The 12,364-nt window shown below is 69.4% G+C and carries 10 protein-coding genes; all 10 read right to left on the bottom strand.

Translation table 11 applies throughout. The features are described 5' to 3' along the window. Positions 1-26: 26 nt before the first annotated feature. The 10 genes from cobO to ACTJKQ_RS13715 are packed head-to-tail and all read right to left on the bottom strand — an operon-like array spanning position 27 to position 12,320. Positions 27-596 carry a cob(I)yrinic acid a,c-diamide adenosyltransferase gene (cobO, locus tag ACTJKQ_RS13760; RefSeq protein ID WP_056064339.1) on the bottom strand — a complete coding sequence of 190 codons (570 nt, stop codon included), beginning with the start codon at positions 594-596 and terminating at the stop codon, positions 27-29. Positions 597-625: 29 nt separating this feature from the next. Beyond that, a complete protein-coding gene (gene cobN / locus ACTJKQ_RS13755) occupies positions 626-4,858 on the bottom strand; it encodes a cobaltochelatase subunit CobN (protein ID WP_440597146.1) in 4,233 nt (1,410 codons plus the stop codon). After that, positions 4,855-5,241, bottom strand: a complete 387-nt coding sequence (locus tag ACTJKQ_RS13750; protein WP_422847169.1) for a DUF2149 domain-containing protein — start codon at positions 5,239-5,241, stop codon at positions 4,855-4,857. The genes cobN and ACTJKQ_RS13750 overlap by 4 nt, the downstream gene beginning before the upstream one ends. Next, entirely contained in the window at positions 5,238-5,705 is a 468-nt protein-coding gene (locus ACTJKQ_RS13745) for a hypothetical protein (RefSeq protein WP_274112909.1), read from the bottom strand. Before ACTJKQ_RS13745 ends, ACTJKQ_RS13750 begins: the two co-directional genes overlap by 4 nt. Positions 5,706-5,734: 29 nt before the next feature. Next, positions 5,735-6,529 carry an ABC transporter ATP-binding protein gene (locus tag ACTJKQ_RS13740; protein ID WP_440597145.1) on the bottom strand — a complete coding sequence of 265 codons (795 nt, stop codon included), beginning with the start codon at positions 6,527-6,529 and terminating at the stop codon, positions 5,735-5,737. Then, a complete protein-coding gene (locus tag ACTJKQ_RS13735) occupies positions 6,526-7,560 on the bottom strand; it encodes a FecCD family ABC transporter permease (RefSeq protein WP_422847171.1) in 1,035 nt (344 codons plus the stop codon). The genes ACTJKQ_RS13740 and ACTJKQ_RS13735 overlap by 4 nt, the downstream gene beginning before the upstream one ends. Then, complete coding sequence (locus ACTJKQ_RS13730; RefSeq protein ID WP_116747430.1) at positions 7,557-8,459, bottom strand: ABC transporter substrate-binding protein; 903 nt, start codon at positions 8,457-8,459, stop codon at positions 7,557-7,559. Before ACTJKQ_RS13730 ends, ACTJKQ_RS13735 begins: the two co-directional genes overlap by 4 nt. Next, positions 8,459-9,061, bottom strand: coding sequence for a bifunctional adenosylcobinamide kinase/adenosylcobinamide-phosphate guanylyltransferase (locus ACTJKQ_RS13725; protein ID WP_440597144.1), 603 nt, complete (start codon positions 9,059-9,061; stop codon positions 8,459-8,461). Before ACTJKQ_RS13725 ends, ACTJKQ_RS13730 begins: the two co-directional genes overlap by 1 nt. Then, a complete protein-coding gene (locus ACTJKQ_RS13720; RefSeq protein WP_440597143.1) occupies positions 9,058-10,440 on the bottom strand; it encodes a cobyrinate a,c-diamide synthase in 1,383 nt (460 codons plus the stop codon). The genes ACTJKQ_RS13725 and ACTJKQ_RS13720 overlap by 4 nt, the downstream gene beginning before the upstream one ends. Next, a complete protein-coding gene (locus ACTJKQ_RS13715) occupies positions 10,437-12,320 on the bottom strand; it encodes a TonB-dependent receptor domain-containing protein (RefSeq protein ID WP_440597142.1) in 1,884 nt (627 codons plus the stop codon). The genes ACTJKQ_RS13720 and ACTJKQ_RS13715 overlap by 4 nt, the downstream gene beginning before the upstream one ends. Positions 12,321-12,364 lie beyond the last annotated feature (44 nt).

Here is a 12,364-nt window from a genome sequence, read left to right as displayed (position 1 = left end):
AAGGACCAGTGCTCGGACACAGTGTCTCAGTCTTCGATGCCGCGCTGCGCGGGAATGCCCGCCTTGAACGCGTGCTTGATCAGCTGCATCTCGGTCACGGTGTCGGCCAGCTCGATGATCTCGGGGGGGCAGCGGCGGCCGGTGAGGCACACGTGCACGTCCTTGGGCCGATCGCGCAGGGTCTGCAACACGCCGTCGAGCGGCAGCCAGCCGTAGATCAGCGGGTAGGTGATCTCGTCCAGCACCACCAGAAAATGCGCGCCCGACAGGATGGCGGCGCGCGCCTTTTCCCAGCCGTCGCGCGCAAGCTGGGCCGAGTGCTCCAGGTCCTTGCTCTTCCAGCTGAAGCCGTCGCCCAGCCCCTCGATGGGCAGGCCAATCTGCTCGAACATGCGGTGCTCGCCAAAACGCGCGGTGGGCACCTTCATGAACTGGAAGATCTTCACGGCCTTGCCCCGGCCATGGGCGCGCAGCGCCAGGCCAAAGGCGGCCGTGCTTTTGCCCTTGCCGTCGCCGGTGTTGACGATGACAAGGCCCCGGCGTTCGCCCTCGGGTTTTTCGTAGCGTTTTTCGGTGGGCGGGGTTTCGATCTGCATGGTGTCGATTCTTTCAGAGAGGCCAGGCATCAAACGCCGGCCGGTTGCAACGGGGAAGACAACGACGACGGACGGCGCGCCTGCCACGCGGCGCCCGCCATCGCCACCAGGGCCATGACCAGCAGGGCCACGATGCCGGCCATGCGCTCCACGGGGCTGGGCTCGGTGGCGCTGTCAGAAGGGGCTGGCTCCGGCTGCCGCTCCAGCAACACGCCCATGGTAGGCACGGCGGGCGCGGAAGGTGGTGCTTCTGCCTGGGCGGGCGGCGCGGGCAGGTCAGCGGCGGGGGACGCAGGCTGTGGCGCTGCCAGGGCTGGCGACTGCGGCGCGGCAATGGCCATGCCTGCAGGCGGGGTCAGCTCTACGGACTCACCACGCGCCGCTCGCTCCACCCAGCGGCGCACGCTGGGCAGCTCGGCCGCCAGAGGCGCGGCACGCGTCAGCTCCTGGTACATCTGCGCCAGTTGTTTTTGCGTGTCAGCATCGGCCTGCCAATAGCCCTGGCGCTGCGCCTGCACCAGGCGCTCCAGGGACTGGGCATAGGCCTGCGGATGCTCTTTGAGCCACTCGGGCAGGCCCAGCTGGTGCTTGTCGCGCACCAGCACGTCGTAGAAGCTTTGCCAATGGTCGCTGCGCACCGTGTCGCGCGCCACGGCCTGCCAGCCCCAGGCGAACTGCACGGCCTTGAGCACCTGCAGTGTGCCCGAATAGCCCTCGGCCTTCTGCGCCTGGAGCCAGCCCGGGTGCAGGTAACGCGACTGCATCTCCAGCGCAATGGCGCGCTGTGCCGTTTCGGTGGTGGGCTCGCCTGCATCCTGCAGCTGGGCCACATGCAGCTCCAGCCCCTGTGCTCGCCCCGCCACGCGGGCGGCCGCCGACAGGCCGCCCAGGTACTGGAAGGGGTCGTCCGAGCTGACCATGGCGTACAGGTGCGAGCTGCGCGACAGGATGGCCGCGTCGGTGCGACGCAGGTGCGCCCCCAATGCCTTCGCCGCCGTGCCGCCCGCCACGCCCGTCACCGGCTCGCCCTCCAGGTAGGGCTGGCTCATGCGTTCGAGGAACATCTGGCCCAGGCGCGCATCGTTGGTTTGCAGGCCGTCGCTTTGCACCGCGTCAGACAGGCCGGTGCCGTAGTCGCCCACCGCATTGCCGAACGCGCGCACGCGCGCCAGTTGCTCGGCCTGCGCGCGGGGCACGCCCTGCTTGCGCAGTTCCTGGCCGATCTGCGCGGTATTGCGAGCGATCACGTTGCCGGGCTCGGCTGTGGCGGCCTGGGCCACCGCGCGGTCGAGCAGCGCCATCAGCGCGGGGAATTGGTCACGGTACGAGCCGGTGATGCTCATGAGCACATCGACGCGCGGGCGTTTCAGCTCATCGGCGGGAATGGTCTCGACCCGCACCGGGCGGCCCGAGTCATCCCACACCGGGCGCATGCCCAGCGCCACGAGCGCCTGGGCTTCCATGATGCCCTGGTGGCGCAGCGTTTCACCCGCCCACAGCGACAGCGCCATGCGCTCTGGCGCCTGGCCGCCATGGCGCGCCTGGTAGTCCTTGAACCAGTCGTTGAACAGCGTCTGCGCCACGGCATAGGCCTGGCGCGTGGGCAAGCGGCTCGGGTCCAGCCCCGTGAGGTTGCGGCCTGTGGGCAGGCTCTCGGGGTTGCGGATGGGGTCGCCGCCGTACGCAGCGGTGAGAAAACGGCCCTCCAGCCCTGCGAGCAGGCCGGGCATTTCGCCTTCGGTGGCCAGCAAGCGCTCCAGCTCCTGCGCGCGCTGGGCCAGTTGCAGCAGCGCGGGCGTGTCGATGGGTTGGCGCGCGGCGCGGTTGGGCACATGGTCTTCGGCGCGCACCACGTCGGATGCACCCGCTGCACCCAGCGTTGCAGCCTGCGCTGGCAGCACGGGGCGCAGGTCCAACACGCTGGCAGCCTGCGCGTCGGTCAGCGCCACTTCCAGCCAGCGCGCGGGGCGCGCTGCCAGCACCGCATCGTGCTTGATGAGAAAAGCCTCATCGATGTCCTCGCCCAGCGCCTCGATCAGCGGCTTGCGCAGCGCCTGCAGGATGGTCTCGCGCCGCTGCTCGGGCGCGGGCACGCGGCCGAACACGGCCAGGCCCTTGGGCTGCGAGCTTTGCGCGAGCTGGTCCAGGTAGGGATGCAGGATTTCAAGGAAGCCGCTGAAATCGGCCGCGATGCGCGCGGCGCTCCAGCCCAGGTCGCGGTGCAACTGGTGCTCCACAAACTGCGCCACCAGCTGCTTTTCGAGCGCGCGGCGCGTGGGGCCTTCGTCCACGGTTTCCCATTCGTGCATCACCTCGTGCATGTGGGCCATGCGCGCCTCGAAGCCTGCCGGGGCGAACACGGGCGTGCGGTGGCTCACCAGCACGGCGCGGCCCCGGCGCTTGGCCGTGAGGGCCTCGCCCAGGTTGTCCACGATGTAGGGATAGACCACGGGCAGGTCACCGAGCGGCAGCAGCGCGTCGTCGTGCACATCCAGCGCACGCGCCTTGCCACCGGCCCATTCCTGCGTGCCATGCGTGCCAAAGTGGATCAACGCATCGGCCTCCAGCTCCGCCCACAGGTACACCGCCAGGTAATGGTGCGACAGCGGCGCCTTGCTCTTGTGCATGAACGGGTTCTGGCCCAGGCGCAGTGTTTCCTCGCGCGGGGGTTGGGGCAATACCGAGAGCTGGCCCACCTGCAGGCGCGGGATGGCGAACACCTTTTCGCCCTGCCAATCGACCACGTAGCGGCTCTTTTCGGGCGTGCCCCAGTGCGCGTTCATGCGCTCGCGCACGGCCTTCGGCAGCGTGGCCAGGTGCTGCTCATAACGCGCCAGCGGCAGCGCGGCGGCCTGTCCGTTTTGCAGCAGCGCGCGCACATCAGCACCGGGGTAATAGGCGGCCAGCAGCGGCTTGAGCCCATCGATCCAGCCCTGCTCGGGCACACGCTCGGTGCGGTAGCCCGCCTGGGCCAGGCCGCCAGAGACCTGCTCCAGGCTGCGCGGCACGTTGAGGAACGAGGCACCGAAGTTGGTGCCGCCCGGCGGGTAGTTGTAGACCATGGCCACCAGGCGCTTGTCGGCAGCGGGTTTGGTCTGCAGTGCGATCAGCCGCCGCGCCTTCGCGGCCACAGCCTGGGCCTGGCGCTCGATGAGGCGAAAGTCCTGCCCCTCGGCGCCGTGGGCTGCGACCAGGACCGGGTCGATGGCACCGGCCGCTTCGGGCTGGGCCAGGTAGAACGGCACATCGGACAGCGACAGGCCCGTGTCGCTGGCCTCCCACGCGGCGGCATCGCCCGCGCGGTAGGGCTGGGTGCCCAGCAGCGGCACGCCCCAGCGGGCCAACAGCGGCTGCAGCGCAGCGGCCTGGGGCACGAGCTGGTGCAGCACCAAGGCAGAGGCATGCAGGCGGCCCGGGCCGGTGCCGTTTTCGGGGGGCAGCTCCAGCACCTCGGCCAGCGTCTGCGCCGTGACCTGCTGGCCAAAGGCCGCATAGGCGAACAGGCCCTGCTGGCGGAAGGTGTGCAACCAGGCATCGAGCCACTCCGTGCTGCCGTCGATGAAGTGGTGGCGGTGCACCAGCACGGCCACGGCGGGCAGGCTGCGCAGCGCGGGCTGGCCCTGGCGCCAGTCCTCCAGCGCGGCGGCGTTGGGCAGCAGGCGGGGCGCGTCGGGGTGGTAGATGCCCCGGGGGGGCAGGACGTCGGGCGCGGGCAAGGTCGGCATCGCAACACCCGCCACGGTGGCACGCGCCAGGGCAATGGCGCTCTTCAGGTTGCGCGGGCCACCGGCCTGCAGGTAGGCCACCATGCGGGCGGGCGCATCGAGCGCGGTCAAGTCGGCGGCAGGCGTGCCCGCAGGCACCCAGACCACGCGGCCCGGGGCGCGTGCGGCGCGGGCCTCGAGCTGCGCGCCGACCATGCGGCGCAAGCGCGCCTCCACGCTGGCATGCGGCGCATCCACCCACACCATGGCGGCGCCTGCCAGTGCGCGCTCCAGCTTCTGGGCCTGGGCCGCGTCCAGTACCGCCGGGCCGGCCAGCGGGTAATCGATGTGCACAAAGCCCAGGCCCGCGTCGGAGGCCAGGCGCTGCACCATGGCCGTGCGTGGGGCGGTGGTGATGTCGGACGTGAGCCAGAGCAACACCAGCGCCGTTTTTTCAGCGCCGCCCGCTGCCAAGGCTTTATCAGCCTGGACGGCATGCACCAGTGGCGCAGCCAGCAGCAGGCACCACAGTGCCGCACGCAAGATCAGTGTCTTCATGGCTTGGCGGGTGCCGGCGTGGCGGCGCCACCCGCGCCACCGGCCGAAGCGCCGGCAGGAGCAGCGCCCGTTTCAGGGATGTAGACGATGTTGCCGTCTTCGAGCTTGTAGGCCACGCCCGCGCGCACGCCCTGCCCTTGCGCTGCGCTGCCAGCGCCCTTGAAGCGCACTTCCTTGCCCTGCTCGCGCACGACCACTTCCATGTCAGGCTGGCCCGCGTTGCGGATGATGGTGACGCTCTCGTGGGCGCTGGTCTGGCTCTGCACGGCCACGGCGGTGAGCAGCGCCACCACCAGCACCAGGAACACGTCCACCAGGTTCACGGCCGACAGCATCGGGTCGTCGTCGTCCTCGGCCAGCACATTCAGGTGCTTCAAGCTCATTGCGCCACCCCACGCTCCTTGCGCACCACCAGCAGCTCGGCCAACAGCCAGCGGCGGCGCACCGAGTACACCACCAGGCCCACCGACGCGGCGGCCAGCGCCAGCACCACGCCTGCAAAGGCGCCGCTGAACACGGCCAGCGCCTGCTGGCCGTTGCCTGCCGCCACGCTCTGCAGCGCGGGGCCGAGTGGGATCATCGTGGCGATCAGCCCCAGCATGGGCGACAGGCGGCTGAGCAGGCGCACGGGCTCGACCTGGCGCACCAACTGCAGCTCCAGCTCTTCCATCGACAGGCCCGGAGCCACGCGCAGCGAGCGGTACTGCGGCTGGCGCCAGCGTTGCCAGGCCTCCATGAGCGTGGCGCCACCCGTCCACAGCGCGTAGACAAACGCCAGCCCCACCAGCACCAGCACCGGCCAGAGCAACGACTGCGCGACCTGCGAAAAACCCGATTCGATGTTCATGCTTCCACTCCCTCAATCCATGTGTTGTTTCATTGGCTGTGCTTGCGCTGCATCGATGGCAGCGCCATCCACATGCCATCCAGATGCCGCACGTGGATGCGGTGGTCAAACACGCTCTCCAGCGCAGCGTGCGTGGCGGGTGCATCGCAGGCGCCCTGGTGCAGCACGCGGCCCTGTGCCATCACCACCATGTCGTCGGACTGCAGTGCCAGCGACACCTCGTGCAGCACGCTGACCACCGTGCCCCCCGCATCGACCAGTGCACGCATGGTGTGCAGCCAGTCGGTCTGGTGCGGCGGGTCGAGGTTGGCCAGGGGCTCGTCCATCAGCAGCACCTGCGCCTGCACCGCCAGAGCGCGGGCCAGCAGCACGCGCTGGCGTTCGCCGCCCGACAGCTGCGACAGCGGGCGGTGGCGCCAGTCCCAGGCCTGCGTGATGCGCAGCGCCTGTTCCACCGCTGCGTGGTCGGCCGCACCCGGCGGTGCCAGCCAGGCCTGGTGCGGCAGCCGGCCCAGCATGGCCACGTCGTAGCTCGTGAGGTCGTCGGCCGAGCCTTCGTTCTGGCCCAGCCAGGCGAGCTGGCGGGCGCGTTCGCGCGCCGGGATTTGCGCCAGCGGGCGGCCGAGCAACAACACGTCGCCCTGCACCGCCACACGCGGCAGCAGGCCCGCCAGCACCTTGAGCAGGGTGGACTTGCCCGCGCCGTTGGGGCCGACGATGCTGGTCCAGCGCCCGGCGGGCAATTGCAGGTCGATGCCCTGCAATATCGAGCGATTTCCGATGCTGGCGCTTATTCCATTTGCACTGATAGCTATTGATTTCATAGTGCGCCCCCCTGCGAGGTGCGCCGGTGCATGAGCCACAGCAGATAGGTGCCGCCCAGGGCCGCCGTGAGCACGCCCACGGGCAGCTCCTGCGGTGCCAGCAGCCAGCGCGCCAGGATGTCGGCCGCCATGAGCAGCACCGCGCCCATCAGGCTGGAGAGCACGATGTGCCGTTCGTGTGTCACGCGCACGATGGAACGCACCAGGTGCGGGGCCGCCAGCCCCACAAAGGCGATGAGCCCCGTCTGCGCCACCGCCGTGCCCGTGGCCAGCGCCATGGCAGCCACCAGCCCGACACGCATGGGCATGAGCGGCAGGCCCAGGCTGGCGGCCGTGGCCTCGCCCAGCGTGAGGCCGTCTAGCGCACGTGCCAGCATCCAGGCAACCACCGAGCACAGCGCCCAGGCCACGGCCATGACCAAGCAGGCAGCCCAGCCCACAAAAGCCGTGCTGCCCAGCGTGAAGGCCTGCATGGCCTGCAGGATGTCGGGCGAGGCCAGTTCCACCAGGTCACGCAGCGCGCCCAGCACCACGCCCACAATCACCCCAGCCAGCAACAAGCGCAGCGTGTGCTGCACGCCCTTGGCGAGCAGCAGCGTGAGCACCACCGCCCCCGCCGCGCCCAAAAATGCCATGCCCGTGATGCCGATGCGGGCCATCCACTGCGCCGCCACCGGCGACACCCCGAACAGCGCCATGGCGACCGCCCCGCCCAGCGCTGCGCCCGAGGCGCTGCCCAGCAGGTACGGATCGGCCAGTGGATTGCGAAACAACCCCTGCGCCACCGCGCCCGACAGACCCAGCAGCGCCCCCGCCAGCCACGCACCCGCCGTGCGCGGCAGGCGGATGTCCCACACGATCTGCCAGGCCACAGGGTCGCCGTGCATGCGCAGCACCCTGTCAAAGCCCGTGCTGCCCACGCTGGCGCCACACACCGCCAGCAACGCGCTGGCGAGCAACAGCCAGGCGGCACACCATGCGGCACGGCGGCTGGCGGAACCCGTGGGCAAGTCGATCGGAATGCTGGTCATGACGCTTTGTCCACCAGACACCGCGCCATGATGCGGGCCGCCTCGGCCATGCGCGGCCCAGGGCGCACCACCACATCGGAATCGCCGGGGCCAAACACGCACAGCCGGTTCTCGCGGATGGCACGCATGGAAGCCCAGCCGGGGTACGGCACCATGGCCTGCATGCTGCGGTTGCCGATCATGATGATGTCGGGGTTGGCGCGCACCACGAACTCGGGGTTCAGGCGCGGAAACGGCCCCAGCGACGCTGGCACCACGTTGCGCACGCCCAGCCGGGTGAGCGATTCGCCAATGAACGACGCCTCGCCCGCTGCATAGGGCCCACGGCTCACCTCGAAGTACACACGCACATTTTTGGCCTTGGGCGGCAGGGACTGTGCAGCCGCCAGCACGCCCGCGTCGATCACACGCCAGAGGCGGTCGGAGCCTTGCGCGCGGGGCACGCCCAGCAGGTCGCTGACAGTGCCCAGCACGCGGCGCACGTCGGCATGCGTCTTGGGCTCCAGCTGCACCACGGTGAGGCCGAGCGCCTCCAGCCGGTCACTGGCGCGCGAGCTGACGGACATCAGCACCACATCGGGCTTGAGTGCCACGACGGCCTCGATGCTCGGGTCCAGCCCGCCCCCCACCTTGGGCAGCTTGGCAATCACGGCCTCCGGCCAGTTGGAGTAGCGGTCCACACCCACCAACCGGTGGCATTGCTCCAGTTCGCACACGCTTTCGGTCAACGAGGGCAACAGGCTGACGATGCGCTGCGGGGGACGGGGCAGCGAGACCTCGCGGCCCCGGTCGTCCCGGATGTGCACCGGCTGCGCACGCGCGAGGCCGGCCATCAGCAGGCCCAGCAGCACCAGAATGGCAATCACCCAGAGGATGCGGCGCACGGGGGTTGGTTTCATCAGCTGGGTTCTTTCAAAGTGAGAGGCAGACCGGCAGCCATCAAGGTGACCCGTGGACACACCTGCGCCACCTGCTGGTTGAGCATGCCCAGCGCATCGACAAAGGCGCGCACCTCGCGCCCCATCGGGATGACCCCCAGGCCAATTTCGTTGCCCACCAGAACAACGGGCCCGGGGGACTGCCGAATTGCTTCCAAAAACATAGCAGTCTGAGCATTCCACTCTAGCGCTTGCGCCTGTTTTTGCTCCAAATCCATGGTTTCGAATCCCAGGGGCATGGTCCAGTGGGTGAGCCACAGCGTGAGGCAGTCCACCACCACCAGGGTTTGCGGCGCGCTGTGCCGCGCAACGGCCGCGGCCACATCGCGCGGCTCTTCCACCGTCTGCAAACCTGGCACGCGCTCGGCGCGGTCGCGCTGGTGGCGGGCGATGCGCTCGCGCATCTCGTCGTCCCAGGCCTGCCCGGTGGCGATCAGCACGGCGCGGTGGTCGGCGGATCGGGCCAGCCAGTCGCGTGCCAGCAGCTCAGCGCGGCGGGATTTGCCGCTTTTCTGGCCGCCCAGGATGAGTTCGGTAGTGATGGGGTGTGACGCGGATGTCATGCTTTGCTCTGGCCACCCAGCAGATGCGCAACCGCCTCGGGGCTGGACGGGAACCACGCATGGAAGTAGCTGGCATGGATGCTGCCCTGCTGGTACAGAGCCTCACCCGCATCCGGCGCAACCGCCTCGTGGGGCCGCGCCGTGCGGGCGACCACGGGGGCGCTGCTGTCGCTGGTCGAATAGTGGAAGGTGTGGCCGCGCAGCGTATGTCCTGCCACGGTCAGCTGCTGCGGCCCCAGGGCCGCCAGGCGCTTTTGCATGGTCACGCGGCCCGGCAGCAGGCCCCACAGCGGAGCCGCGCTGCCATCGGCCAGCGTGATGGAATCGAACAGCGCCATCATGCCGCCGCACTCGGCCCACAGGGGATTGCCCGCGGCCACATGCGCGCGCAGGCTGGCCAACATGCCGGTGTTGGCCGCGATCTGCGCGGTGTGCAGCTCGGGGTAACCGCCGGGCAGCCACACGGCATCGCAGTCCGGCAACGCCGTGTCTTGCAGGGGCGAGAAGAACGCCACGCGGGCGCCCATCTGCTCCAGGCATTGCACATTGGCGGCGTAAGTAAAACAGAACGCCGCGTCACGCCCCACGGCCACGGTGCGGCCCGCGAGCAGCGCTGGCGCAGCACTCTTCGAGGCGGGCGCCGGAAAGTCCACAGCCCAGCGCTGCATATCTTCCAACGTCATCTGGCCCAGGGGGGTAGCGGCCAGGGCATCGGCCGCTGCATCCAGCCGCTGCAAGCTGTCGTCCAGCTCGTGCGCGGCCACCAGGCCCAGGTGGCGCTCGGGCAGCAGCGCGGCGCCAGCCTTGCCTGCAGCAGAGGCCGTAGCAGGCTGCACCCGCATCAGCGCCCCCATCCAGTCATCCACATCGTGCAAGCCGTCACGCAACATGTCGGCATGGCGAGCACTGCCGACGCGGTTGGCCAGCACACCGGCCCAGGGCAGGCCCGGCCGGTAGTGGCGCAGGCCATAGGCCAGCGCGCCAAACGTGCCCGCCATGGCCGAGGCATCGACCACCGCCAGCACCGGCACGCCAAAGTGCCGGGCCAGGTCGGCCGCGCTGGGGTCACCATCAAACAGGCCCATCACTCCTTCGATGAGTATCAGGTCCGACTCGCACGCCGCATCGTGCAGGCGCTGCGCGCAGTCGGACTCGCCGCTCATCCACAGGTCGAGCTGGTGCACGGGTGCGCCGCTGGCCAGCTGGTGCCAGTGCGGGTCCAGAAAGTCCGGCCCACACTTGAACACCCGCACACGCCGCCCCTGGCGCGCATGCAGGCGTGCCAGGGCGGCAGTGACGGTGGTCTTGCCCTGCCCGGAGGCCGGGGCCGCGATCAGCAGCGCCGGGCAGCGGGCAGCAGTGGCCGTCGCAAGGGTCACTGCGGTGCCCACTTCACACCGACGTACACCGTACGGCCTGCGGTGGCATAGGTGCGCGCCAGCTGGTAGTCCTTGTCGGCCAGGTTGTCGATGCGCGCCAGCAGCGTGTAGTCGCGTGCAAGGCGGGTGCTGGCATACAGGTTGACCAGCGCATAGCCTCCCAGCACGTTGGTGTTGGCCACGGTGTCGAAGCGGCGGCCCGACGCCTGCACTTCGGCGCCCACGGTCCAGCCTGCCAGGCGCGTGTCGGCGCCAAAGGTGGCGTGCTGCTTGGCGCGGCGTGCCAGTTGCTTGCCGGTGTCCAGGTCGCGCGGGCGCTGCAGGTCGATGGAGCCGTGCAACTGCACGTCGCCTACACGGTGCGAGCCCGCAAACGTCACGCCCTTGTATTCAGCCCGGGCCGTGTTGGCATAGCAACCAAAGCTGGAGGCGCAGGTGCCCGCACCGCCGAAGGAGATCAGGTTACTCACGCGGTTGCGGAACAGCGTGGCCGAAAAGGTGCTGTTGCCTTGGGCATAGCGCAGCGCCACTTCGGCATTGCGGCTGCTTTCGGGGCGCAGCGTGGCCACGCCGTATTCGCTGAAGCGGTGGTACAGCGTGGGCGCACGGAAGGCCGTGCCCACCGACGCCGTGGCGCGCCACTGCGGGGTGATCGCGTAGCCATAGGCCACGCTGCCGGTGCTCTTGCCGCCAAACTCGCTGTCGGAATCGTGGCGCAGATTGAGCTGTACGGTGTGGCCTGCAGCGTTGTAGCCGTAGCCCAGCGCCAGCGCGTCTTGCGAACGTTTGGCGTCGATGGGCTTGTTCTCCAGCCGATCTTCACGGCGCTCCAGGGCCGCCGTGACCAGGTGCGCACCCTGGCGCCATTCGTTCTGGAACAAGTAGCCGCGCAGGCGCGTGTCGCTCAGATACGGCGAGGGGCGAGTTTCGTATTCGTCGCGCGAGTCGGTGATGGAAAAGCGCGTCTTGTAGGCACTGCTCCACTGCGCGATCCAGTTGAGGCCCAACGCGTGTATGGTGTGCAGGTTGCGGTCGTCCTTGCCCAGGCCGCTGTCGTAGCCGCTGTTGGTGTCGTTCAGCATGAGGGTGCCTTCGAGGCGATGCACTGCGTTCACCTGCAGGCCTACCCGCGCGTGACCTGCCGTGCTGCGGTAGCCGTCACGGTCGGGGTTCTGTCCAGCGATGGGGCGCGCGTTGAAGCCCTTGCTGTCATCACGCGCCAGTCCCAGGGCGTAGTCCAGCGTGCCGCTGGCACCACTGATCCCTGCCTCCAGCTTGGTGGTGTTATGGCTGCCAACGCCCACGCCCACGTAAGGCGCCGTGCCGTTTTCACCGCGCTTGGTGAAGATCTGCACCACGCCGCCCAGGGCGTCCGAGCCATAGACAGCACCCGCTGGACCGCGCAGCACTTCAATGCGGTCGATAAGGCCCAGCGGAATGCTCTCCCAGGGCGCGCCACCGGTGGATTGCGAGTCGATGCGCACCCCATCGATGTACACCGCAGTAAAGCGCGATTCCGCGCCACGCAGAAACACGCCAGTGGTGGTGCCAGGGCCACCGTTGCGCGAAAACTCCACACCGGGCAGACGGGCCAGCAAGTCGGCCAGACCGGTGGCGCCACTGCTTTCGATGGTTTCGCGGTCCACGATGGAGATGTCGGCCACCAGGTCGGCCAGCGGCTGCGGGGTGCGCGTGGCTGCCACCACCGTTTCAGACAACGACGGTGCGCGCAGGTTTTGCGCCAGCAGCTCGCCGGAGGCCGGGGCGGTCTGTGCAAAAGCGCCGCAGGCGCTGCCAGCCAACAGTGACAGCAGGGCCAGGCGTGGGGCGGGCAGGCGCAACGACGCCACAGGGCGCGCACGAAGGGTACGGATTTTCATGGGGATCAAGGTCAACAAACAACCCGGGCCGGCCTCCCGCCAGC

This window comes from Acidovorax sp. 22279 (assembly GCF_052045435.1).
Classification (GTDB): domain Bacteria; phylum Pseudomonadota; class Gammaproteobacteria; order Burkholderiales; family Burkholderiaceae_C; genus Acidovorax; species Acidovorax delafieldii.
This window is presented reverse-complemented; position numbering and strand designations above follow the sequence as displayed.

Coding starts and splice junctions, on each gene's coding strand:
- cobO (WP_056064339.1), bottom strand. CDS start 596: ATGCAGATCGAAACCCCGCCCACCGAAAAACGCTACGAAAAACCCGAG.
- cobN (WP_440597146.1), bottom strand. CDS start 4,858: ATGAAGACACTGATCTTGCGTGCGGCACTGTGGTGCCTGCTGCTGGCT.
- ACTJKQ_RS13750 (WP_422847169.1), bottom strand. CDS start 5,241: ATGAGCTTGAAGCACCTGAATGTGCTGGCCGAGGACGACGACGACCCG.
- ACTJKQ_RS13745 (WP_274112909.1), bottom strand. CDS start 5,705: ATGAACATCGAATCGGGTTTTTCGCAGGTCGCGCAGTCGTTGCTCTGG.
- ACTJKQ_RS13740 (WP_440597145.1), bottom strand. CDS start 6,529: ATGAAATCAATAGCTATCAGTGCAAATGGAATAAGCGCCAGCATCGGA.
- ACTJKQ_RS13735 (WP_422847171.1), bottom strand. CDS start 7,560: ATGACCAGCATTCCGATCGACTTGCCCACGGGTTCCGCCAGCCGCCGT.
- ACTJKQ_RS13730 (WP_116747430.1), bottom strand. CDS start 8,459: ATGAAACCAACCCCCGTGCGCCGCATCCTCTGGGTGATTGCCATTCTG.
- ACTJKQ_RS13725 (WP_440597144.1), bottom strand. CDS start 9,061: ATGACATCCGCGTCACACCCCATCACTACCGAACTCATCCTGGGCGGC.
- ACTJKQ_RS13715 (WP_440597142.1), bottom strand. CDS start 12,320: ATGAAAATCCGTACCCTTCGTGCGCGCCCTGTGGCGTCGTTGCGCCTG.